This is a genomic window from Pedobacter gandavensis, from assembly GCF_032677645.1.
In the GTDB taxonomy this organism is placed as follows: Bacteria; Bacteroidota; Bacteroidia; order Sphingobacteriales; family Sphingobacteriaceae; genus Pedobacter; species Pedobacter gandavensis_A.
The window spans coordinates 110,607-133,315 of the sequence record NZ_JAVTSB010000010.1 but is presented as its reverse complement, the minus strand read 5'-3'; the positions used below and the strand labels follow the sequence as shown (position 1 = coordinate 133,315).

Here is a 22,709-nt window from a genome sequence, read left to right as displayed (position 1 = left end):
TAATAATTGTCCTTTTTGAGGAAGAAAGCGGTTAATTCGACTAACAGCAGCAAGAGCTTGTTATTTTTTCGTAGCCAAAACTGCATAAACCATCGGGATTCGGTTCTCCAGATGTGCAATCCTATATTTTCCCGGTTCAATTTCCAGCATGTCTTTTAAACAATTATAGGGCGAATAATCGAACTCATCTAGGGAAGGGTAATTGTCTTCGATTTTCATAGCGGACGTTAATTGAATAGGGGAGAACGAGCCTTTTTTAGGAATGTCCCTATTCAAATATGATAAAAAACCGGTAAAAACCAAAGCGGCCGTATCACCAATTAAGGGATACGGCCGCTTCATTTATTTTAACCGGTTAAGGTTTCTCGTCTGTCAGGTCAAAACCCCAGTTTTTTCCTTTTTCTGTCGCAGGAATACCCGAAGTCATCCATAGCGGTGCTTTAGCACCTTTCAGATAATGGTCAAAAAACTGCTGTTCTCTGATTTGAATATCTTTTCTGTTCTGACGTTGAACCAGGTTATGTGCTTCACCATTATAATTTAGCATCCATACCGGCTTACCTAAGCGTCTTAAGCCGCTAAACAACTCAATTCCCTGGTACCATGGTACGGCGCCATCCGCGTCGTTCGCCATGATTACTAAAGGCGTATTTACCTTCGGTAAGAAAAATAAAGGAGAGTTCTCGATATACAATTCTGGTTTCTCCCAAAGGGTAGCACCGATTCTACTTTGTGTTTTCTCATACTGGAACTGTCTGTTCATTCCACTTTCCCAACGCATACCACCATAAGCAGAAGTCATGTTGGCTACCGGAGCGCCAGCCCATGCTGCAGCATACATATTGGTACGTGTAATCAGGTGAGCCACCTGGTAACCGCCCCAGCTTTGACCCTGGATACCGATTTTGCTACCATCTACCCAAGGGTTTTTCTTCAATGCTTCTACACCAGAATTGATAAACTCTTCCGCAGATCTTCCCGGATAACCAGTTTCATAAGAGATATCCGGTGCAAACACCAGGTAACCATTACTTACAAAAAACGAAATGTTCAATCTGGAAGGCGTAGGGGCAGGGGCTTGATAACCATATAAACCATCAGAAAGCTTCTCATAGAAATACACAATCATCGGGTACTTTTTAGCCGGATCAAAATTCTCCGGTTTGTATAAAATCCCTTCTGATTTAAATCCTTTTGGTGTTTCCCATCTCACCAATTCTGCAGTACCCCAGTTGTAGTTTTGTTGCTGTGGATTGGTATTGCTCAATTTAATCTCTGTTTTCAGATCTTTTGAAACATACACATTTGGCGAAACGCTATAATTCCCCTTGTCATAGATATACATTTCAGCATCCTTAGCTTTCGCTAAATCCGAATACTTAAATTTTTCCATCACGATCATTTCCGGGTTCTTTTGCTCGCCAACTACAGTTTTATAGAAACCATTTTCTTTGGTCGTATTGTTAAAAGCATCCATTAAAATGTGTTGCTTTTTCTCCAGGAAACGACTTTCCGGATCTACCTTCTGGTAGCGGAAAGTCAGCTTATTTTGTCTGCCGAAACCATTGGTCATGTTTTTCGCCGGACTTTTTCCTTCCGGGGAGAACTCCCAGATGTCATACCTGTCGTAGATTAAAACTGTTTTATCATCTTCCGTCCAGGCGGCTACACCATAAGCAGAAGGATCATCCGGAACATCATTGTCTTCATCTACTAATTTAACTGCTAAACCAGTATTCAAAGGCGTTAACTTGCCGGTAGCCACCTGATAAGTCGAATAGATACCTGTTTTTTTATTAAAGAAAAGCACGTATTTACCGCCTGGAGAAGCCATCGCAGAACCAGTAAGGCCTTCCATGATTTTCTTTCTGGCACCGGTTTTCACATCAACCAGGTAATAATCTTTAATCGTACTTGCCGTCCATTGCTGCTGAACTCTGCTGCCATAATCGGTAGAAGCCAAAACGAAAGGCGAATTACCTTCGTTCATTACCACTGCTTCAGGCAGTTTAACATCTGTTAAAGGAACAACTTTCGGATCACTGTTAAAGATTTCAATAGCGGTCAGGTAAGCTCGTTTCGACTCCCTGTCTGCATTTTTCAACTGCATCGGTTGCAGGTAATCATCTTTATAACCCCAGATGTCCAGTTTCGCATTTTCAAACTCCACGAGCGTCGTGTCTTTAGGCGTTTTAACAGGGGCAATGCCGAAGAACAACTTCGTGCCATCCTTGCTAAAGTTAACGCGGGAATCACCACTTACTGCCCATTTTTTAGGCATACCAGGAATCCCATTGTCTACCAGGATCTGCGCAGTATCTAAAGAAAGAGAATTGTAATACACATTGAACTCTTTAATCTCCGTTTTCTCCGGACTCTGCTCACCAACGAAAGCTAAATATCCTCCATCTTCATCAAAAGCAAAGTTCTTGAACGTACCTTTTCCTTTAACCAATGTTTTCAACGTACCTTTTTCTGTATTCAAAACAAAGACACCAACCGGAGCTGATTTGTCTTTTTTAGCACCAGTACTGGCAAAGATAAACTGCTTGCCATTTTTACTGAAGGCATACTCGCTCACATATTTAAACGTACGCTCTACACCGGTATTCAGGTTTCTAAAGATCAGGTCCGTTCCTTCTGTTTTGGAAGCAGCGCCTGGTTCGTCATCCGCAAAGAAGTCTTCGCTATCTTTTTTCTTATCCGTAGGAACAGGGGTACTTGTTTTATTAGCCGTATCCAGTGGTTTTTCCAATTGATAAGCCAGGAAACCGGCAGCTTTCTCCGGCATTTTAAAGGACTTCACCCGGGCAACCTTAAGAATCGCCATACTGGTTAGGTTTGCGATTCCTAAACTGTCTTTAGGCTGGTCATCTGCTTTTTTCTTTTTAATCTTTGCCTGACGGATGTCTTTTTGAAAAGGCTTAATGGCAAAGACTGCATATTTTGAATCGGTACTAAATTGTGCATTGGTACCGCGGTTTACTTTTATTTTGGAAAGGCTAACCAGGTTATTCAGGTATAAGTTGGCGTCACCTTCCTGCTGGTTAATGCCATACATGGCCCAGAGGCCGTTATTACTCAATTGTTTTGAGCCCACAGACTCCCAGGTATCATAAACACTATGGTCCAGTGGCTTTTTCTGCGCATAGGCGGCGCTGGCCAATAAAAGGAGCATCAGTGTAAGTTTTTTGTGCATCATAAAGACAGTTTTTTTGTTGTTGATTTCTTCAGCTTTAAATTTCTGGTTTTTTAGCACCAAATCCGCAATCTCCACCAAATTATTACAATAAAAACCGCCTTAAACGTAAAAAGCACCCCGAAAGGTGCTTTTTACTAAAGGTCTTTAAAAAGACTATTTTTTCTTTGCCTGAGCTGCCGCTTGTTGTTGCGAGCGCATATAGTCATCTAATCTCGTTTGGAACTTAGATTTCTTTTTAGTTTCTACAGGTTTTGTTTTGTTCTCTTGTAAAGTACGGTGAATCTTTTCATCATCAACCATAGATTTAATCATGAACTGCTGTGCAAACGTCAACATATTCGCCAGGAAGTAGTAATAGTTCAATCCGGAAGGATAGCTATTTAATACCCCTAAGAAAATGATTGGCATGATATAACCAATGTACTTCATCTGACCAGTTGCACCAGAAATCTGGTTATTGAAATAAGTGTAGATCAAAGTCGAAATCGTCATCAATACACACATTAAGCTCAAGTGATCTCCGATAAATGGAATAGTGAAACCAAATTTGATGAAATCATCATAAGTGGAAAGATCTTTCATCCATAAGAAGCTTTCTCCTCTTAACTCAAATAAGTTCGGGAAGAAGAAGAAGAAGGCCATTACAAAAGGCAATTGCAGCAACATCGGTAAACAGCCACCCAATGGGTTTACGCCTACTTGTTTGTACAATTTCAGGTATTCCTGTTGTAAAAGTGTTGGGTTATCATCGCCTACTTTAGCTTTAATCACATCCATTTCTGGTTTAAGAATTCTCATCTTAGCCATAGAGATGTATGATTTATACGTCAACGGAGACATGGCAACTTTAAGAAGGATTGTCAGAATCAGAATGATCACACCGTAGTTCCATCCAAAACCTTCCAGGAATTTAAACACTGGCAATACAACAAATCTATTGATGTATTTTAAAGGCCAGTAACCCATATCCACTAATTTCTCAATTTCGTGGCCTTGTGCTTTTAACGTAGAAAACTTATTCGTACCGAAGTAAAACTCCATCGGATAGTTAACTGTTGCCAACTGACCGAAGTGCAGTTTCATATCTGCATCGTAACGTTTGATCTCCCCTGGTTTTGTAGAATCAGTAATGGAAAGTTTACCACTTTCAAAACCATCTTTAGGAAGTAATACTGCAGAGAAAAACTGTTGTTTGAAGGAGAACCATTCGATTTTTCCTTTTTTCAATTCTTCAGTTGCATCTTTAGCAACGCTCAAATGATCTGGACTAGCGTTCGTGTATTTGTAGAAAGGAGCAGAGTGTTCTTTTTCTTTCTTAGCAGATTTTTCCTGCTCTAATAACGTAGTCGTCCAGTTTAGGATCACAGAATCCGTTTGGATCACCTGATTTAAACCGTTCAGATTAATGTTAAAAGCAACATTATTCGACTTAGGTTTTAAATCGTAAGTATATTCAATGTATTTATCACCTTGATAAGTGGCACGCATGCTCACTTTATTGTCCGTTACGGTTGGTGTAAAATAAAGATCATCAGTATTTAATACTTTACCGTTGATGTTCATTTTTAAACCGAACTTATTCTGGTCACCGTCAAATAAAATAACCGGTTTTCCATTGTAAGTTTTCTCGCCTTTTACCTGTACAGATAAAAGCTTACCACCTTTATTGGTTAACGTTAATTTTAAGTTCTCATTCTCTAAAACTGTTGTTTTAGGAGTACCTGTGATGCTGCCACCAAATGGTCCTGATAATGTTGCTGAATCAACAGCTGGTGTTGCCGCTGCTATTGAAGGAGCAGTAGTTGTTGTGGCTGCAGCTACTTTTTTCAAAGAATCTGCGGCAATTCTTTCCTTTTCTTTGGTTATTTCAGTCTGACTAGGACCAAAAAAGTAAAAAGAACCGGCCAAAACGATCATGATCAGGAACAGGCCTGTAAACGTATTTCTATCCATTATTGTTATTTAAACTCGTATTATTTGATTTTTTTCTTTGCAAATTCCATCGCAGCGGCGACAAATTTAACAAAAAGTGGGTGAGGATTAGCAACTGTTGATTTTAATTCTGGATGAAATTGTCCACCAACAAAGAAAGGATGGTTTTTAAGCTCCACAATTTCTACTAAATGACTGTCTGGATTTAATCCTGATGCAATCATTCCTGCTGCTTCATACTGCTCTAAATACGCGTTGTTGAACTCATAACGATGTCTGTGACGCTCAGTGATGTGAGCTTTGCCATAAGCTGCATAAGCTTTTGTACCTTTTTTAACATCACATGGGTAAGAACCTAAACGCATGGTACCACCTTTGTTGGTCACGGTTTTTTGATCTTCCATCATGTTGATCACTGGATTCTCTGTATTTTCGTCGATCTCAACGGTATTCGCATTGGTTAATCCCAATACATTTCTACCGAATTCAATCACTGCACACTGCATACCTAAACAGATACCGAAGAAAGGAACATCATTTTCACGAACATATTTGATCGCATCAATTTTTCCTTCAATACCACGGCTACCAAAACCAGGAGCAACCAATACACCGTCTAAGTGTGCTAATTTTTCTTTGGCATTGTCAGCATAGATTCCCTCAGAATGGATATATTCTACTTTTACTTTACACTCATTTTTAGCACCTGCATGTACAAAAGATTCAATAATCGATTTGTAAGCATCAGGAAGCTCAACATATTTACCAATCAGACCGATTTTAACTTCTGAAGTAGGGTTTTTCAAACGACCAAGGAAGTCTTTCCAGCTTTCCATATCCGGTTCGTTTTTCTGCGCCAGCTTCAATTTGCTCAATACCGTTTTGTCCAATTGCTCTTTCATCATCAACAATGGCACATCATAAATGGTCGAAGCATCAATAGATTCTACTACCGCATTGATGTTCACATTACAGAATAACGCGATTTTCTTACGGATGTCCATATTGATATGGTGTTCTGTACGACAAACCAGGATATCCGGTTGAATACCGTATTCCAATAATGCTTTTACCGAATGTTGTGTTGGTTTTGTTTTCAGTTCACCTGCAGCAGCAAGGTAAGGAACCAAAGTCAGGTGAATTACGATGGCATTGTTTGCACCTTCTTCCCATTTAAACTGACGAACAGCTTCAATGAAAGGTAAAGATTCAATATCACCAACAGTACCACCAAGCTCAGTGATTACGATGTCGTATTTACCAGTATCACCTAAGATGCGCATGTTGCGTTTGATCTCATCAGTGATGTGTGGAACTACCTGAACAGTTTTTCCTAAATACTCACCTTGTCTCTCTTTGTTGATTACATTCTGATAAATTCTTCCGGTGGTAATGTTGTTCGCCTGTGAAGTCGGAATGTTTAAGAAACGCTCATAGTGACCAAGGTCAAGATCTGTTTCCGCACCATCTTCCGTTACAAAGCATTCGCCATGCTCGTATGGATTTAATGTTCCCGGATCGATGTTGATATACGGATCGAATTTTTGAATGGCTACACTGTAACCTCTTGCTTGTAATAATTTGGCTAATGAAGCGGAGATGATGCCCTTACCTAAAGAGGAAGTAACACCGCCCGTAACAAAAATATACTTAGTCATGTTTGTGATTTTCTGAAAATAAAGGCAGTTTTAACGGCTACTTTTATTGTTTTTGTACGGGATACAAAGTTAGCAAATAAAACGGAAGCTGGAGGGCTAATTGCGGAAATATTGTTGATGTTGCAATTTCCAGACATAAGCTGTTATCCCTGATAAAGTTAGAGTACAAATCCGTAGAGGCGCTTTTTGACCTCCTCCGGCTTTTGTTTTTGAGGCAGATCATATCGCGTAAAGATTTCAATCAGTTTATTCATTTCTTTTGCGGTATCTGTCTTCTTCCCTTTCGAAGGCGGATGAATGGCCAGAGATTCTGCCGTATATGGCGACACTTTGCTGGCAAACCAGGTGCTGTAATAACGTGGAATCGCCAGTCCGAGGATCATCCCCGGCAAGCCACTGAAACCTTCCGGACCTCCTTTTAACAGAATTTCATCGGTATAAAAAGCCACCACATACACCGAATCATTCATCACTCCAATCGCTTTTCTGCATTCGTAACCCGCAATATTCCGGACTTCGTGCATAATTTTCCAGTCCAGTTTTGGGATCGTGTCAGTTAAGAGGTACTCGTCTCCCCAGATTTTCTTTTTGAGTAGCCTTTTGTCTTGCTGGTAATCGGCATACAATTCATTTTCAGGGGTATCCGAAATTCCAAAAAAGGAAATATCCTCAGCATCTTCTTCTTTTTTTACCGGACGGAATATAGATTTTGAGGGATCAAATGACAATTCCCAATGGGTAATGTTATACTTTTTCATCCTTTCTTTCGACTCATCAGGGAATCCTGAATCTGCATAACGGCGCTGTAGATTTACCTTTTTCTCAAAGATGATCGTCCCGTTCGGAATAAAAAGCTGCTGCGCCTTTACCGTCGTAAAAGAAATGGAAAAAAGTAACAGACAAACCAATTGCTTCATGAGGATTAAGGATTAGCCGTAGCCTTCGTAAAGTTACCACTTAAATTCCAGTTTATGCCAATCAATACATAACGTGGAATATAGCTAAATGTGTTTTCAGAAATCACGTTTCCACCCACAAAACGGGTATAGCCAATCTTTTGATTTAAAATATCTGTTGCGGTTAATTTCAACTCAAAAGCCTCGTTTTTGCCTAGTTTGGTAGCCAGATAGCTATTTAGGATCACCACATTCAGGTCTGTTCCAAAAGAAGCATTGGCCGGACGTAGCGATACGGATAAGGTACTGTTAAATTCCGAACGGTAAGGCAATTGCACCGTTCCCGAAAATTCATGGTTGTGGATGATACTTTTTCCATCATTAAAACCTCCGATAGAAGAGGTGCCATACATCAGGGAGGCAGAAGGGGAGTAGGATAAATCTACTTTTGGCGTGTAATAATTGAAGGAAGCCTTGGCATTGTATTGCGTATTGATGGTTTTATTCTGCACCCCATTGATTCTGGCAATATTACCGGAGCGGTAGAAGCTCAGGTCCAGCCCCATACGGAAATGAAGTTTCGAAAAGCCTTTCGAATAATATACATTTCCACTCAGGGAATTATTGCCATCTAAATTGACGAAACTGGAAACCCTTTTGTTAAACTCATCCACAATTTCGGAACTTACAATCGCATTATTGGTGAAGCCATAATTAAGATAAGTAGAGAAAAACTGATCTAAATTCATCAGGTAGCTGCTGTAAGAAATTGCGAAATTATTGGTAAATGAAGGCCTTAATGTTGGATTTCCAATCACCTGATACAAAGGTGTGTTGATCTGGATTACAGGTTGTATCTGCTCAATGCTAGGTTGCTGCGTGTAGCCATTGTAGTTTATCGCCATGCTCGCACTGTTGCTGATTTTGTAAAACAGGTTAGTACGGGGGGAAAGGTTCAGGTAGCTCCGCTTGAAATTACTGGCCTTATCCAGATCTTTCAGCTCGAAATTAGTTTGGGTAGCCTCCAGACCACTAGAGATGGAGAAATTTTTCACTTTATACTGAAAGATCATCTTCCCGATATTGGAGAAATTAATGAACTTAAAATTATTACTGAGGGAGTCGATCTTTTGAACCGCACCAGTAACCGCATCAAAAACCAATCTGTTGCTACTGGAGGCAATCGTTTTGAAGGTATAACCTGCTTCCATCGACCAGCGTTTGCTCAATAACTCCGCATAGCTGATCCGCGTTCCAATAGAATTTTGCTTGCCGGAATTGTCCTTGATCAGATTGACGTCCTCACTGCGGCTCCATTGGCCCTGGGCATTGTAATATTCGGTATGGTTTAAACTGCGCTCCAGTCCGCTGCTGTTCTGACTTTCCGGCTGAATATCAATAGACAATACCCTTCCTTTTTTCTTAAACTTGGTAGACCAGTTGATATTGCCATTAAAGAGATCGGAAGCGCCATCCCCGATGTTGGATTGGTTGTTCATACTGATCGGTAAGCCATATTCGTTTTTACTGCCATTGAGGCTCTTAGACTCGTTATAACTCCGGTTCTGTTTCAGGCCAAACGATACTTTCAGGATTGATAAGGAATCGGTATGGTAAGTATAAGTCCCACGCATATTTTCGCCCGTCACATTAGAATGATCGTCTGTGCTACCTGTACTCAAAAATTGCTGTCCGGAAGGGAGTAATTCCTGAGAAATGGAAGTTTTATGATTGGTATTCTTGTTGTTAAAGACTTTGAAATTCATTTTTAAGCCCATCTTATTGCGGTAAAACTTATCCGAATAATGGGCGCCAAGGTTGATGTTGCTGGGGAGACCTCCCGTGGAGGAATAGTAATCGTCATCATCATCGCCACCGGAAGCATACATAATGGAACTGCCATCGTCTCCGATCTCAATCTGGTCGTAATCTTCTCCTTTGAGCTTCCGCATCGAATTATTGATCTTTGAGTCGTTGTCGAGGTTAGAATAGGTGCCGAAAACGGCCATCTTCAGTTTGCTTTTGAAGGCGCCAATCATACCGCCATAATCCTGAAAGGCATCGCTTCCCGCATTGGCATCTAAGGTGGTTAAATAACCGTTCTTCGCATTGTCTTTAAGTTTAATATTGATGGTTTTCTGCTTGATCCCATCGTCAATTCCGGTCAGTTCTGCGGCTTTACTTTTCCGGTCATAGACCTGGACTTCGTCTACCGCATTTGCTTTTAAATACCTGGTGGCCAGCAAGGGGTCGTCACCAAAAAACTCGTCGCCATCCACGAGGACAGTTTTCACCTCTTTACCCTGAGTTTTAATCAAACCATTTTTATCAACCTCCATCCCGGGAAGTCGTTTTAGTAATTCCTGTACATTGGCATTGTTCCGCACAGCGAAGCTGTCGGCCTGAAAGACTAAGGTATCACCACGCATTCTGATGGCTTTTTTGCTGGCTGCAATAATGACCTCATGCAGGAGTTTTGACTTTAACTCCATGTTAATCTGCCCGAGGTTAACCACCGTATCCGCTCCAATACTGATGTTTCGGATATAATCGGCCATTTTAGGATAAGTGATCAGGAGATGATAATCGCCTTTTCCAATATTTCCCCATTCGAAACGACCTTTTTTGTCGGTACGCGCTGTTTTTACCAATATAGAATCCACAGCCCTGATCAACAGGACAGCACTGTTTTCAAGAACCTTTTTTTCTAAAGTATCCGCTACCAAACCTTTGATGACAGATTTTTGTGCGAATGTGGTCAATGAAAATATTGTGAAAATTATATAAGTGAAAAATTTTTTCAGCATAATTTACCGGCTATCTCTCCTGGTGATTTCCTAAATCTAACAAGATTTTTTTTGTCTCTATTAATTTTTAATCATAATCTTTTAAGAATTTTAAAACCCGCTGTTTCAGAGGTTAAATTTTTGAAAGGAAGGGTTAGGGTTAATGCTTTCAGTATTTGAGGATTAAAACAAATTAAGCCGGTTACCCCGGATGGAGGCTGCTGAGGAAATGCTATGGCTTGCGCTTGTGCTGTCTTCGGAATGCGTCCGGAATGTTGCCGCTATGTGTCCGGATTTTCTTAATCCCTGATAGGTCGTTGATTAATGGTTGATAGGTCCTTGATAGGTCTAATGGACCTTTCAACGATGGTGTAAGGACCTGTTAAATATGAAGAAAACAAGAAGGGATACCGGACTCATATCGGGCGCATAGGGAAGACAGGCAGGAGGGAAGAAAGCTTTAATTCGGGGGAGGGGTAAAGGCATGCCGGAAATTTCGGGCATAAAAAAGGCCCGAATAAAATCCGGGCACTTTTGTTAAAGTATATTTGGTTAGAATATGCAGGTTTGGGTTGTTGTTACTTTAATAATGTGGTCTTTGATTATTTAAATATAATGCAAAATATACTTTAATCACAATATAATTTTCAACTTTTTTCATAAAGCGAATCTAAATATCAAATAATCTTGCTTTGTGGCCTTTTCCGGTAAGATTTAGCAACTAAATAATTTTTACTTGCAACAGCTGTAATATGGTAAAACCTGTTTTTTCTGTGCCGACCAGGCGATGTAAACCTCCGTTTCATTGGATAAACGGTATTTAAAGCCGTTGAGTCCGCTGCGCTTTAGCTCATTATAAAAGTCTTTATCCGGTGCATGCTGGTCAGGGTTTTCGTTTTCTGTCACCGCTGGCTCCAGAAAGTTTTCCTCATCCAGGAACAATTTCAACTCCTGCTGCATAAATTCCAGTTGCTTTGCTTTCTTTTTAAGGTCCAGCGTAGAAGCGTAGTTTTTCAAAAGATCAGTTGCCTTGAAGTCTTTTTGATAAATCAAGGCCCCGTCATGAGCAGTAATGGTAAAATTCATGGTCATGTTGGCCGGTTTCTCTCCTTTTAAGACTACTTTAAAGGTGTCCAGTAACAAAGTGTCGCTGAATGCTTTTAATACCGTCTCGCCCTTCATATTGCTTTTTAAATCCTCCGCCGAAGCAGTGGTTTTATTGCCTTTACAGGCTGCAAGAACGCATAGGAATAATAACAGATAGGTATAATGTTTCTTCATATAAGCGAATAAATTAGAATTCCGTTTGCTTTCTTTTAGGATTCCAGTATCTTTTTAAGGTCCTCAGGGGTATCAATAGCAATTGTTTCAATGTCCGTTACCCGGGTTTGAATCGCATAACCGTTTTCTACCCAACGCAACTGCTCCAGACTTTCTGCAATTTCCAGGGAAGAAGGAGGGAGTTGTGTGATTTCCTGTAATACGGAGGCCGTATAGCCGTAAATACCGATATGCTTATAGAACAAATGGGCCTCCAACCAGTTTTCTTTTTCTGTATTTCGCAGGTATGGAATGGTCTGGCGACTAAAATAAACGGCTTCCTGGCGCGCATTCAGCACTACTTTAGGCAGGTTGTGGTTAAACAACTCTGCTTGCGTATGGATCTGCTTGATCAGCGTAGCCAGTTGTACTTCCGGATCTGTGAAACAGGAAACCAGCAGGTCTATTTGTGCGGGATTGATAAAAGGCTCATCACCTTGTATATTGATCAGCACGTCGAAACCTGGCAATTGCCTGGCCACTTCTGCACAACGGTCTGTACCACTCTGGTGGTCGATACCAGTCATGATATACTCGCCACCAAAACTTCTCAGCTCTTCGGCAATCCGTTCATCATCGGTAGCTACCACCACTTTGTGGAGTCCTTTAGCTTTCTGTGCCTGCTCATAAACCCTGCGGATCATGCTTTTCCCCTGAATATCCACTAATGGTTTTCCGGGGAAACGCGTAGAAGCAAAGCGGGCAGGGATTACTCCGAGTACCTTCATCTTAGAATAAACCGTTTATTTCTGCATCAATAGATCGGATGATACTGCCTAAATCTTCCGGGTTATTCGTAAAATCAAGCTTGTTCTTATCCAGAATCAGTAATTTTCCCATGCTGTAATCTTTAATCCAGGCTTCATATTTTTCATTCAGCTTCATTAAATAGTCAAGACGGATACTGGCTTCATACTCACGACCACGACGTTGGATATTATTAACTAAGGTAGGAACCGAGGCACGCAGGTAGACCAATACATCCGGTGGTTTAATAAATGAGGTGATATTCTTAAATATATCGCGGTAATTATTATGGTCTCTGGTCGTCATTAAGCCCATTTCATGAAGATTGTCCGCGAAAATATACGCATCCTCATAAATGGTTCTATCCTGAATCACATTGCGTTTATTGGTCTCAATATCTACAATCTGCTCGAAACGACTGTTCAAAAAGTAAATCTGTAAGTTAAAGCTCCATCGTTTCATGTCGCTATAAAAATCTTCCAGATAAGGATTGTCATCCACACCTTCGTATAACGCTTCCCAGCCATAATGTTTGGCAAGTAATTCTGTTAAGGTGGTTTTACCGGCACCAATATTTCCAACTATAGCTATATGCATATTCTAGTAATTTTTGTAGCCTTTGTAGCTATATGATCTAAATTCGTGGACTAAAAGGATTTGAATCCGATCAGTTCTCTTGCTTCTTTAATGGTTTTTTGTGCGCTTTCTCTAGCTTTTAAAGCACCATGTTTCGCTACCTGACGTAAATAAGAAGTGTCTTTAGAGATCTCTTCGATTTTTTCGCGGATTGGCGTATTAAAAATAATCATGTCTTCTGCCAGTTGTTTCTTGAAATCACCGTAACGAAGTTCACATTTGTTATACAAGCCATCGAAATGAGCCATCGTATCTGCCGGAGAAACGATTTTCATCAGGTCAAATAAGTTCTGGATTGCTTCTGGTTTTGGTTGATTTTCTTCCGTTGGTCCGCCATCTGTTACCGCACGGGAAACCTTTTTACGGATCACCTCAGGGCTGTCAGCCAGGTAAATACAACTACCTTCTCCTGATGATTTACTCATCTTTCCTTTACCGTCTAATCCCGGAACTTTTACCAGATTCTCCTGATAATTGAAGGCGAAAGACTCAGGGAAAAGGTCTGTTTTGTACATTCTGTTGAAACGATTTCCAAAAGTACGGGTCATTTCAAGGTGTTGCTCCTGATCTTTTCCTACCGGAACTTTAGTGGCTTTGTGGATTAAAATATCAGCAGCCATTAAGGTTGGATAGGTTAATAAACCAGCATTCACATTGTCGGATTGAGACCTGATTTTGTCTTTAAAAGAAGCACTGCGCTCCAGTTCACCCATATAGGCATTCATATTCAGGTATAAATACAACTCCGCAACTTCAGGAACGTCAGACTGAACATAGATGGTGGTTTCTTCCGGATTGATTCCGCAAGCAAGATATTCTACTAATACGTGTTTTACATAACCATGAAGATCGCCGGGCGTTGGGTGTGTGGTTAAAGAATGAAGGTCGGCAATGAAAAAATAGCAATTGTAATCGTATTGCATTTTTACAAAGTTTTTAACCGCACCAAAATAATTTCCCAGGTGTAATTTTCCTGTAGGACGTATCCCGCTAACTACCGTTTCTTTCATGCAACGAAATTAAGAAAAAACAGGTATTGGGGAGGCTTATAATTTCATTTTTATCTTTTATAAATTGTTTAAAGCAGGAATTTACATTGGAATGAGCATTTTAGCGGTCCTGTCTTTAAAAAAATAGTAGCTTTGAATCAATGATCCGCCTCTTAAAGCATAGCCATCGCATCTATTCTGTATTTGTTATCGTGTCGCTTTCTGCGGTATTTTACCCTTTTTACTATGTCGCTGCGCAGTCTCCGAAAGGTTACCTGACGCTAAATAGGCTCAGAAAAGCAAATAGTTTCCTCAGTAGCTGGCTAACCGGTTTCTTTTTCCGGTTCAATTTTGAACAGCCTTTAGTCAATGACCGGACCTATATTTATTGTGCCAACCATACTTCAAACCTGGATATCATGATTTTTTGTATGCTTGCCCGGGGGAAATTTCATTTTATGGGGAAGGATGAGCTGCTGAAAAATCCCATGCTGAAAATCTTTTTTAAGACCATTGATATTCCGGTAAACCGTGACAGCAATATCTCTGCTTTTAGGGCCTTTAAAAAGGCTGGCGAGCGGTTGGAAGCCGGTTGGAGTCTGATTATCTTTCCGGAAGGAGGGATAGATGGAAGTCATTATCCGCCTGTTTTGCAGTCTTTTAAAAACGGGCCATTCCGCCTGGCGATAGAAAAAAACCTGGCTATTGTGCCCGTCAGTTTATCCAATGTATGGAAAAAGATGTGGGATGATGGTTCAAAATATGGTAGTACGCCGGGAATTTGTGATATTTACATCCATCAGCCGGTTGATACCACTGATTTAACGATAAAGGATGCCGACGAGTTAAAAGAACGCATCTTTAATATAATAAATAGTAAACTCCTTTTGCATGACCATAGATAAAGAAACCATATATAAGGTGGCCGACCTGGCCAGAATCGCCATAGAAGAGAAAGAAGTAGACAGCCTGATGGGGGATATGAATAAGATTCTTACTTTTATGGAGCAGCTCAATGAGTTGGATACCAAAGGTGTAGCGCCATTGGTGTACATGAATGAAGAAGAAAATGTTTGGCGCGAAGATGTGGTAAAACAGGAGATTTCTGTGGCAGATGGATTGAAAAACGCTGCGAAACACAATGAAAACTTCTTTATGGTGCCCAAAATCCTGGAAAAATAAAGCCGGATGTAACATTCCGGAGTACTTTACCGTCTTAATCAAAAACCCGAATAATTTAGCTACCAATGGAAAAAGCGTTAATCAACATCAAAGATATAGGCCGTAAATACGTGATCGGATCAGAAGTGATCCATGCTTTAAAATCAGTTTCATTGGATATCCAAAAAGGTGAATTTGTAGCATTAATGGGACCTTCCGGTTCCGGAAAGTCTACTTTGATGAACATTCTGGGCTGTTTAGATACCCCAAGTAAAGGCACCTATGTGTTAAATGGCATTAATGTAAGTCATATGACGGAAAATGAACTTGCAGAAGTTCGTAATAAGGAAATCGGCTTCGTATTCCAGACTTTTAATCTATTACCGCGTTCTACTTCTCTGGATAATGTGGCTCTGCCATTGATCTATGCCGGTGCAAATAAAAAGGAACGTGACGAAAGAGCGCAAAAAGCATTGGAAAATGTAGGTTTAGGAAACAGGGTTACGCACAAACCAAATGAGCTTTCCGGTGGTCAGCGCCAAAGGGTTGCTGTAGCAAGAGCCTTGATCAATAACCCTTCTATTATCCTTGCCGATGAGCCAACAGGTAACCTGGATACTAAAACATCCATAGAAATTATGGGCCTGCTGGAAGAGATTCACAGTAAAGGAAATACCATTATTCTCGTTACCCATGAGGAAGATATCGCGCAACATGCCCACCGTATTGTTAGAATGCGTGATGGTCTGATTGAAAATGATTACCCGAATACTGATATTAAAACGGTTTCCCCACGCCTTGTAAAATTAGAGGAAAGTGGTGACGACTTCGAAAAAATTGGCTAATTTTCCAATATGAAGATATATACCAAAACCGGCGACAAGGGTTTGACCTCCTTAATAGGTGGAACCCGGGTGCCTAAGTTCCATCTGCGCATCGAATGCTATGGAACGGTAGATGAGCTGAACTCTTATATCGGACTCATCCTATGCCAGGATATTGACCCGCATCATCAAAAGATGCTGAAGGAAATACAGGACAGATTATTCACTGTAGGGGCAGCATTGGCCGCAGATCCCGAAAAATCAAGGATGAAAATCCCCGATCTTCTGGATTCGGACATTACTTTGCTGGAAACCGAAATGGACAATATGAACATGTTGCTGCCAGAATTGAAACACTTTGTGTTGCCTGGTGGTACAACCGTAGTTTCCTACTGCCACTTAGCACGTTGCGTATGTAGACGTGCTGAACGTTTGACTGTACATTTAGCCTCCGAGAGCTTTGTTGACGAAAAAATGACGATATATTTGAACCGTTTAAGTGATTATTTATTTGTTTTGGCACGTAAACTGAACTTAGATGCAAAAGCAACGGAAAACATCTGGATTCCAAGGCTCTAAAAATGGTTGAAAAAAAGTTTGTTTTACTCAGGTTTTTTAATATACTTTTGCGAAACGAATAGAATAACTTAATTAGGATAGGAAATATGTATTGGACACTAGAACTCGCATCGCATTTGGAAGACGCTCCATGGCCTGCAACAAAAGACGAATTAATTGATTACGGGATCAGATCAGGCGCACCAGTAGAGGTAATTGAAAACCTTCAAGCTTTGGAAGATGATGGGGAACCATATGAAACCATTGAAGAAATCTGGCCGGATTATCCTACTAAGGATGACTTCTTCTTCAACGAAGACGAATACTAATCTTTAAGATTTTTTAACTGTAAAGGTCCTGTCAACTCGGGGCCTTTTTTTTGTGCCAGAACTTTTTTGGAATGATGATTGTTTGTATAGTGTCATGGGTTATCGAAATAACCTGAATCAGTTTCATCTAAAAAATAGTTCTTAAATCAAACGTTATGGGAAATTTACTTTATTTAGTAGCAGTAGTATTGGTGATATTATGGGTGATTGGCTTCTTTTTTCAGGGATTCGGTCCAAATGTTGGCAATTTGATCCACGTTCTTTTAGTGATTGCAGTGATCGCTATCATTCTGAAAATTATTAACAGAGCAGCTTAATTGTCTTAGTTCTTCTTTTGATATAGTTAGAGGCCGCTGAGAAGATCAGCGGCCTTTCTTTTTTAAGATCAAGGCGATCTCCATATCTTCGGGATAAGTGATCTTTATGTTCTCACGAGCCCCTTCAATAATGTGAATCTGATAACCGGCATACTCCACTACCGAAGCATCATCTGTAAATTCATTCCGGAAAGGGGTCTGGTACGCTTTTCTTAATATTTCTGTGCTAAAGGTCTGAGGCGTTTGAATCATCAACAGATGCTCACGGTTTAAGGCTTCCGTTTTACCTTCCATATCGATGCTTCTAACCGAGTCCGTCGATTTTATTCCGGCAACGGCATTGCCATTGATTTCGGCAGCAGTAAAAGCACGTAAAATGAGCTCTGCGGAGACTAATGGACGCACAGCATCATGTATGGCCACGATTCCTTTGCCTTTAATGGCCTTTAAGCCGTTTTTAACGGAATGAAAGCGTTGTTCGCCACCCTTCACTACCAAATGCTTTACGGTGAAGCTGTGGCTGCTGCAGAGTTCTTCCCAGTATTGGTGCTGGTGGATGTTTAAAACCAGTATCAATTCAGGTTGTAATTCAGAATTTGCAAAGGCCTCCAGGGTATGCATCAGGATGGGTTTGCCATCCAGCAGCAAAAACTGCTTGGCGATTTCACTTTGCATCCGGGATCCGGAACCTCCGGCAACTATAATTGCGTAATACTTCATGTTTGGGCGCTTAGGCAGATTGCACTGCCTGGTTTTTGGGGTGTTCTTAAACAAAAATAGGAGATCCAAACCAGAATGGTTCAAAATCTCCTATTTTATGAATTATATTTTTACTTAGATGATCAACATTGCGTCTCCATAACTGTAGAAACGGTATTTTTCTTTTAAGGCTACTTCATAAGCATTTCTTACGTAATCGTAACCACCAAAAGCACTTACCATCATCAATAACGTTGATTCAGGGGTGTGGAAATTGGTAATCATGGAATTTGCAATACTGAAATCATATGGAGGGAAAATGAACTTGCTGGTCCAGTCGTTTGCTGGTTTTAGCAATCTTCCTGAAGAAACAGCAGATTCAATTGCACGCATAGAAGTGGTTCCTACCGCACAGATTCTTCTTTTTTCTTCAATCGCTTTGTTCACCGTATCCGCAGCTTTTTGCTCAATGATGAATTGCTCAGAATCCATTTTATGTTTTGTTAAGTCTTCTACTTCGACTGATCTGAAAGTACCTAAACCTACGTGTAACGTCACTTCCGCAAAGTTAATACCTTTCAGTTCCAGACGTTTCATCAACTCTCTGCTGAAGTGTAATCCTGCTGTTGGAGCCGCAACCGCGCCTTCATGTTTAGCGAAGATCGTTTGGTAACGCTCTTTATCCTGAGCAGTAGCTTTACGCTTGATATATTTTGGAAGTGGAGTTTCTCCTAGAATTTCAATGTTTTTTCTGAACTCTTCGTCAGTACCGTCAAATAAGAAACGGATGGTACGCCCGCGGGAAGTGGTATTGTCTACTACTTCTGCAACTAACAGGTCGTCATCACCGAAGTATAGCTTGTTTCCAACACGAATTTTACGAGCCGGGTCTACTAAAACATCCCATAAACGTAATTCTTTGTTCAGTTCACGAAGCAAAAATACTTCAATCGTTGCACCAGTCTTTTCTTTGTTACCATATAAACGCGCAGGAAAAACTTTGGTGTTGTTTAAAATCATGACATCCTGGTCGTCAAAATAACTTAAAACATCCTTGAATATTTTATGTTCAATTTTGCCACTATCTTTATGCAAAACCATTAAACGGGCTTCGTCCCTATGCTCTGAAGGATTATTGGCAACTAATGATTCAGGTAGATTAAACTTAAATTGAGATAACTTCATATTTTTTCGATGTGATAATTAAGGGCGCAAATTTACGAAATATAATTTTCTTTTCCATACATATTCCTCATACTCTGTCCTTGAATTGTTAAATCTTCAAGGCTTCGCCTGTTTTTTCAGAAATACCAGGTATTTTCTTAGCATTGCAACCCGATTTTATAGTGTGAATTATGTTTCCAGCTGGTATTGATGTTTTTTAGTGTTATGCATATTCTTGTGGTAAACCAATTGGTTTTTCTATTACAAACAGGTAATCTAATTGTTTGTTATTTTTTAGAAGTATTATTTATTTTGGATTATTGTCGATTTGTTTTTCAATAGCATCGCCTAAATCTGATTACTAGGACTTGGTTTTTAACTGATTCGCTTGAATTTTGGTGCAGTTATGTATTTTTTATATTATATAAGATTTCCCTGTAACCTTTTTAGGTAGTTTTGGTCTAAACCCTAATTATGATTATTCTCAGACTAATAGGCGAAAGTTTTCGATTTGCACTAGATGCCCTACGCCAAAATAAAACGCGTACCATGCTTTCCTTATTGGGAATCACCATCGGTATCTTCACCATCATCTTCGTTTTCTCCGCTGTGGATACCCTGAGAGGTAAATTACAATCCAGTATTGATAAGCTGGGTTCCAGCACCGTATTCGTTCAGAAATGGCCATGGGGTGGTTTCGGTGATTATCCATGGTGGAAATATGTAAACAGACCTGAGCCTTCACTGAGAGATTATGAAGGCTTAAAAGATCGTCTGGAATATGTAGAAGGTGTTTCCTACGAGATTTCTGCCAATGGTAGAACCATAAAATATAGAAGTAACTCCGTAGAAGGTGGTGCCATCAGGGCTGCCTCGCAGGATTTTAATAAAACCTGGAACCTCGACTTTCAGGAGGGTAGGTATTTTACAGAAAGTGAAGGGAAATCCGGAGCCCCTGTCGTGATTATTGGTGCCGATATTGCCGATGGTTTGTTTAATGGCGAACAGGCAGTAGGTAAGTCGATTTCTGTAATGGGAAGAAGATTAACCGTAGTTGGCGTGTTCAAAAAAGAAGGGGAAGATATGATGGGGATGTCGCAAGATAAAAATATCCTCATGCCTCTTAATTTTGCCAAAGGGATTATGGATGTCGAAAGTGACAGGTATGATCCTACCATCACCGTAAGAGGAAAAGATTATGTAGCCCTGGATGAGGTAGAAAGTGAGATTAGAGGCGCATTAAGAGCCATAAGAAGGACTAAGCCAGGCGCTGAAGATGATTTTGCACTGAATAAAAGTACCATCGCTTCCAATCAGCTGGACCAGATGTTCGGTGTGGTAGATCTCGCAGGTTGGGTGATCGGTGGCTTCTCGATACTTGTAGGTGGTTTCGGAATTGCCAATATCATGTTCGTTTCCGTAAAGGAAAGAACTAATATTATCGGGATTCAGAAGTCGCTGGGCGCAAAGAATTATTTTATTCTTTTGCAGTTCCTGTTCGAAGCGATTGCTTTGTGTTTGTTAGGAGGAGCTTTTGGACTTTTACTGGTCTACCTGCTGACCATAGGGGCAACAGCCGGCGGTTTCGAAATGACGCTGTTCATGAAGAATGTTGTTTTAGGATTTACGATATCGTTAGTGATAGGTGTGATATCAGGGTTTTGGCCGGCGTATTCGGCGTCGAGATTGGATCCTGTCGAAGCAATTCGCTCGTAATAGGCCTGGTGCGCGCTGCAATGCAGTAGGATACTCCTCAAAGGCTGAAACCTTTTCCGCTGAAGGGCGGAAAACTTTCTAGGCCTTTTCTGAGATCACTACTGCATTGCCGCCATGTTACTGCGGAATACTTACTCGCTCTTTTAAATAGCACGATGCAAATTTAAATAGCATGATGCAAAGGGACGGTATGATACAAATTGCAATAGATTTGATGTGAGTATCATGCATGAGAATAGGGTGCATAAGGTTAACACCCGGCCAGTTAAACTTTCAATCTTTTAGGATAAGTTTCAGGCTATAAAATGGACATCTAGCTTTGAAGACATTCGAATGTTTGCCCTTCAGCAAAGATTCGGGGATGAAAAGCGGATGGGTATTTTTAGTTTACTTAAGTAAAACCTAACAAGCACAGCTTAGCAGATACAATTAACAAGCAGCCAATAGATTTTATAGCGCATAAAAAAACCGGTCTCCTACGCAGAAACCGGCTTTTCTTATTTAGAACTCCTTAGCTTAATTTTGCTAAAGCGGTTTTGATTCTCAATACAGCATCTCTTAATTTATCTTCCGCAGCAGCGTAAGAAATTCTGATACAATCTTCGTTACCGAAAGCTTCACCAGTAACTGTAGAAACATGAGCTTCGTTTAACAGGTATAGACAAAGGTCTTCTGCATTAGTGATTTTGTAATCGCCAACACTTGTACCGAAATAACCTTTAACTTCAGGAAAGAAGTAGAAAGCGCCATCAGGAAGGTTTACTTTGATGTTTGGAATTTCTTTTAGTAAAGAATAAACGATGTCTCTACGGCTTTTGAATTCATCAACCATCTCGTTAACTGTATCTAAACCACCTTGGTAAGCATGTAAAGCAGCACGTTGTGCAATAGAAGAAGTTCCTGACGTAACTTGACCCTGCATTTTATCACAGGCATTAGAAATTTCTTTGTTTGCAGCCATATAGCCTACGCGCCATCCAGTCATGGCATAAGATTTTGAGAAACCATTGATTAAGATCACTCTGTCTTTGATCGAGTCAAATTCAGCAATCGAAGCATGTTTTCCTACAAAGTTAATGTGCTCATAAATCTCATCAGAGATGATATAGATGTTTGGATGTTTCTCAAATACAGCAACCAGGTCTGCAAGTTCTTCTTTCGTATAAACAGACCCTGTTGGGTTGTTTGGAGAAGAGAACATGAACAATTTAGATTTTGGCGTGATCGCCGCCTCTAATTGTGCGCCAGTAATTTTGAAGTTATTTTCTAAGGAAGCTTTGATAAATACAGTCTCGCCTTCCGCAAGTTTGATCATTTCTGAGTAAGATACCCAGTAAGGAGTAGGGACAATAACCTCTTCTCCAGGGTTTACAAGACACATTACCGCATTCGCCAAAGATTGTTTTGCACCAGTAGAAACTACAATCTGGTCAAAACCATAGCTTAGTCCATTTTCTCTCAATAACTTATCAGCAATTGCCTTACGTAATTCAGGATAACCTGATACAGGAGTGTAATAGGAGTAGTTTTCGTCTACAGCGATCTTCGCTGCATCCTTTACAAACTCTGGAGTAAAGAAATCCGGTTCGCCGAAGCTCAGGTTGATTACATCGATCCCTTTGGAGGATAGTTCTCTACCTAGCTTTGCCATTTTAATGGTCTGAGACTCTGAAAGGTTATTGATTCTGTTGGATAAAAATGTCATAGTGTTTTGTGTGCAAGCAAATATAATTTTGTGAGAACGCAAATATATAAACCTAACGGAATTATAAACT

The 22,709-nt window shown here is 40.3% G+C and carries 20 protein-coding genes; 7 read left to right on the top strand and 13 right to left on the bottom strand.

Going from position 1 to position 22,709, the window contains the following annotated elements; translation table 11 throughout:
- Positions 1-60: 60 nt before the first annotated feature.
- The 10 genes from R2Q66_RS17305 to trpS all read right to left on the bottom strand — a co-directional run bounded on the left by R2Q66_RS17305 (position 61) and on the right by trpS (position 14,187).
- Positions 61-219 (bottom strand): hypothetical protein, encoded by a 159-nt coding sequence (locus R2Q66_RS17305; protein WP_316751299.1) that lies wholly within the window; start codon positions 217-219, stop codon positions 61-63.
- A gap of 136 nt (positions 220-355) precedes the next feature.
- On the bottom strand, positions 356-3,199 hold the full coding sequence (locus R2Q66_RS17300) for a prolyl oligopeptidase family serine peptidase (RefSeq protein WP_410479440.1): 2,844 nt from the start codon (positions 3,197-3,199) through the stop codon (positions 356-358).
- 156 nt (positions 3,200-3,355) lie between these two features.
- Positions 3,356-5,155, bottom strand: coding sequence for a membrane protein insertase YidC (gene yidC, locus R2Q66_RS17295; RefSeq protein ID WP_316751295.1), 1,800 nt, complete (start codon positions 5,153-5,155; stop codon positions 3,356-3,358).
- A 20-nt stretch (positions 5,156-5,175) separates the two neighbouring features.
- On the bottom strand, positions 5,176-6,792 hold the full coding sequence (locus R2Q66_RS17290; RefSeq protein ID WP_316751293.1) for a CTP synthase: 1,617 nt from the start codon (positions 6,790-6,792) through the stop codon (positions 5,176-5,178).
- Positions 6,793-6,950: 158 nt separating this feature from the next.
- Entirely contained in the window at positions 6,951-7,709 is a 759-nt protein-coding gene (locus R2Q66_RS17285; protein WP_316751291.1) for a GLPGLI family protein, read from the bottom strand.
- 5 nt (positions 7,710-7,714) lie between these two features.
- The gene (locus R2Q66_RS17280) at positions 7,715-10,450 is read right to left on the bottom strand and encodes an outer membrane beta-barrel family protein (protein WP_316751289.1); all 2,736 of its coding nucleotides are present in this window, start codon (positions 10,448-10,450) and stop codon (positions 7,715-7,717) included.
- Positions 10,451-11,206: 756 nt separating this feature from the next.
- Positions 11,207-11,755: a hypothetical protein gene (locus R2Q66_RS17275; RefSeq protein ID WP_316751287.1), complete on the bottom strand. Its 549-nt coding sequence runs from the start codon at positions 11,753-11,755 to the stop codon at positions 11,207-11,209.
- Between the two features lie 35 nt (positions 11,756-11,790).
- Positions 11,791-12,522 carry a 3-deoxy-manno-octulosonate cytidylyltransferase gene (gene kdsB, locus R2Q66_RS17270; protein WP_316751285.1) on the bottom strand — a complete coding sequence of 244 codons (732 nt, stop codon included), beginning with the start codon at positions 12,520-12,522 and terminating at the stop codon, positions 11,791-11,793.
- Between the two features lies 1 nt (position 12,523).
- The gene (locus R2Q66_RS17265) at positions 12,524-13,138 is read right to left on the bottom strand and encodes a deoxynucleoside kinase (RefSeq protein WP_316751283.1); all 615 of its coding nucleotides are present in this window, start codon (positions 13,136-13,138) and stop codon (positions 12,524-12,526) included.
- A gap of 50 nt (positions 13,139-13,188) precedes the next feature.
- Positions 13,189-14,187, bottom strand: coding sequence for a tryptophan--tRNA ligase (trpS, locus tag R2Q66_RS17260; protein WP_316751281.1), 999 nt, complete (start codon positions 14,185-14,187; stop codon positions 13,189-13,191).
- A 140-nt stretch (positions 14,188-14,327) separates the two neighbouring features.
- Here trpS and R2Q66_RS17255 point away from each other — a divergent pair, with 140 nt between their 5' ends.
- The 6 genes from R2Q66_RS17255 to R2Q66_RS17230 all read left to right on the top strand — a co-directional run bounded on the left by R2Q66_RS17255 (position 14,328) and on the right by R2Q66_RS17230 (position 17,355).
- Positions 14,328-15,071 carry a lysophospholipid acyltransferase family protein gene (locus R2Q66_RS17255; protein ID WP_316751279.1) on the top strand — a complete coding sequence of 248 codons (744 nt, stop codon included), beginning with the start codon at positions 14,328-14,330 and terminating at the stop codon, positions 15,069-15,071.
- Positions 15,058-15,348, top strand: a complete 291-nt coding sequence (gatC, locus tag R2Q66_RS17250; protein WP_187666921.1) for an Asp-tRNA(Asn)/Glu-tRNA(Gln) amidotransferase subunit GatC — start codon at positions 15,058-15,060, stop codon at positions 15,346-15,348. The genes R2Q66_RS17255 and gatC overlap by 14 nt, the downstream gene beginning before the upstream one ends.
- 65 nt (positions 15,349-15,413) lie before the next feature.
- A complete protein-coding gene (locus R2Q66_RS17245) occupies positions 15,414-16,172 on the top strand; it encodes an ABC transporter ATP-binding protein (protein ID WP_316751275.1) in 759 nt (252 codons plus the stop codon).
- A gap of 9 nt (positions 16,173-16,181) precedes the next feature.
- Positions 16,182-16,730, top strand: coding sequence for a cob(I)yrinic acid a,c-diamide adenosyltransferase (locus tag R2Q66_RS17240; RefSeq protein ID WP_316751273.1), 549 nt, complete (start codon positions 16,182-16,184; stop codon positions 16,728-16,730).
- Between the two features lie 86 nt (positions 16,731-16,816).
- Entirely contained in the window at positions 16,817-17,038 is a 222-nt protein-coding gene (locus R2Q66_RS17235; protein ID WP_008240955.1) for a DUF2795 domain-containing protein, read from the top strand.
- A 155-nt stretch (positions 17,039-17,193) separates the two neighbouring features.
- Entirely contained in the window at positions 17,194-17,355 is a 162-nt protein-coding gene (locus R2Q66_RS17230; protein ID WP_182955044.1) for a lmo0937 family membrane protein, read from the top strand.
- 45 nt (positions 17,356-17,400) lie between these two features.
- Here the strand turns inward: R2Q66_RS17230 and R2Q66_RS17225 are convergent, their stop codons facing one another.
- Positions 17,401-18,075: a 2-C-methyl-D-erythritol 4-phosphate cytidylyltransferase gene (locus R2Q66_RS17225; RefSeq protein WP_316751268.1), complete on the bottom strand. Its 675-nt coding sequence runs from the start codon at positions 18,073-18,075 to the stop codon at positions 17,401-17,403.
- Positions 18,076-18,189: 114 nt separating this feature from the next.
- Positions 18,190-19,239 carry a tRNA preQ1(34) S-adenosylmethionine ribosyltransferase-isomerase QueA gene (queA, locus tag R2Q66_RS17220; RefSeq protein WP_316751267.1) on the bottom strand — a complete coding sequence of 350 codons (1,050 nt, stop codon included), beginning with the start codon at positions 19,237-19,239 and terminating at the stop codon, positions 18,190-18,192.
- Between the two features lie 453 nt (positions 19,240-19,692).
- On the opposite strand from queA, the gene R2Q66_RS17215 reads away from it, so the two are divergent.
- Positions 19,693-20,934 carry an ABC transporter permease gene (locus tag R2Q66_RS17215; protein WP_316751265.1) on the top strand — a complete coding sequence of 414 codons (1,242 nt, stop codon included), beginning with the start codon at positions 19,693-19,695 and terminating at the stop codon, positions 20,932-20,934.
- A 511-nt stretch (positions 20,935-21,445) separates the two neighbouring features.
- Here the strand turns inward: R2Q66_RS17215 and R2Q66_RS17210 are convergent.
- The gene (locus R2Q66_RS17210; RefSeq protein ID WP_316751263.1) at positions 21,446-22,639 is read right to left on the bottom strand and encodes a pyridoxal phosphate-dependent aminotransferase; all 1,194 of its coding nucleotides are present in this window, start codon (positions 22,637-22,639) and stop codon (positions 21,446-21,448) included.
- Positions 22,640-22,709: the final 70 nt, after the last annotated feature.

Coding starts and splice junctions, on each gene's coding strand:
- R2Q66_RS17305 (WP_316751299.1), bottom strand. CDS start 219: ATGAAAATCGAAGACAATTACCCTTCCCTAGATGAGTTCGATTATTCG.
- R2Q66_RS17300 (WP_410479440.1), bottom strand. CDS start 3,199: ATGCACAAAAAACTTACACTGATGCTCCTTTTATTGGCCAGCGCCGCC.
- yidC (WP_316751295.1), bottom strand. CDS start 5,155: ATGGATAGAAATACGTTTACAGGCCTGTTCCTGATCATGATCGTTTTG.
- R2Q66_RS17290 (WP_316751293.1), bottom strand. CDS start 6,792: ATGACTAAGTATATTTTTGTTACGGGCGGTGTTACTTCCTCTTTAGGT.
- R2Q66_RS17285 (WP_316751291.1), bottom strand. CDS start 7,709: ATGAAGCAATTGGTTTGTCTGTTACTTTTTTCCATTTCTTTTACGACG.
- R2Q66_RS17275 (WP_316751287.1), bottom strand. CDS start 11,755: ATGAAGAAACATTATACCTATCTGTTATTATTCCTATGCGTTCTTGCA.
- kdsB (WP_316751285.1), bottom strand. CDS start 12,522: ATGAAGGTACTCGGAGTAATCCCTGCCCGCTTTGCTTCTACGCGTTTC.
- R2Q66_RS17265 (WP_316751283.1), bottom strand. CDS start 13,138: ATGCATATAGCTATAGTTGGAAATATTGGTGCCGGTAAAACCACCTTA.
- trpS (WP_316751281.1), bottom strand. CDS start 14,187: ATGAAAGAAACGGTAGTTAGCGGGATACGTCCTACAGGAAAATTACAC.
- R2Q66_RS17255 (WP_316751279.1), top strand. CDS start 14,328: ATGATCCGCCTCTTAAAGCATAGCCATCGCATCTATTCTGTATTTGTT.
- gatC (WP_187666921.1), top strand. CDS start 15,058: ATGACCATAGATAAAGAAACCATATATAAGGTGGCCGACCTGGCCAGA.
- R2Q66_RS17245 (WP_316751275.1), top strand. CDS start 15,414: ATGGAAAAAGCGTTAATCAACATCAAAGATATAGGCCGTAAATACGTG.
- R2Q66_RS17240 (WP_316751273.1), top strand. CDS start 16,182: ATGAAGATATATACCAAAACCGGCGACAAGGGTTTGACCTCCTTAATA.
- R2Q66_RS17235 (WP_008240955.1), top strand. CDS start 16,817: ATGTATTGGACACTAGAACTCGCATCGCATTTGGAAGACGCTCCATGG.
- R2Q66_RS17230 (WP_182955044.1), top strand. CDS start 17,194: ATGGGAAATTTACTTTATTTAGTAGCAGTAGTATTGGTGATATTATGG.
- R2Q66_RS17225 (WP_316751268.1), bottom strand. CDS start 18,075: ATGAAGTATTACGCAATTATAGTTGCCGGAGGTTCCGGATCCCGGATG.
- queA (WP_316751267.1), bottom strand. CDS start 19,239: ATGAAGTTATCTCAATTTAAGTTTAATCTACCTGAATCATTAGTTGCC.
- R2Q66_RS17215 (WP_316751265.1), top strand. CDS start 19,693: ATGATTATTCTCAGACTAATAGGCGAAAGTTTTCGATTTGCACTAGAT.
- R2Q66_RS17210 (WP_316751263.1), bottom strand. CDS start 22,639: ATGACATTTTTATCCAACAGAATCAATAACCTTTCAGAGTCTCAGACC.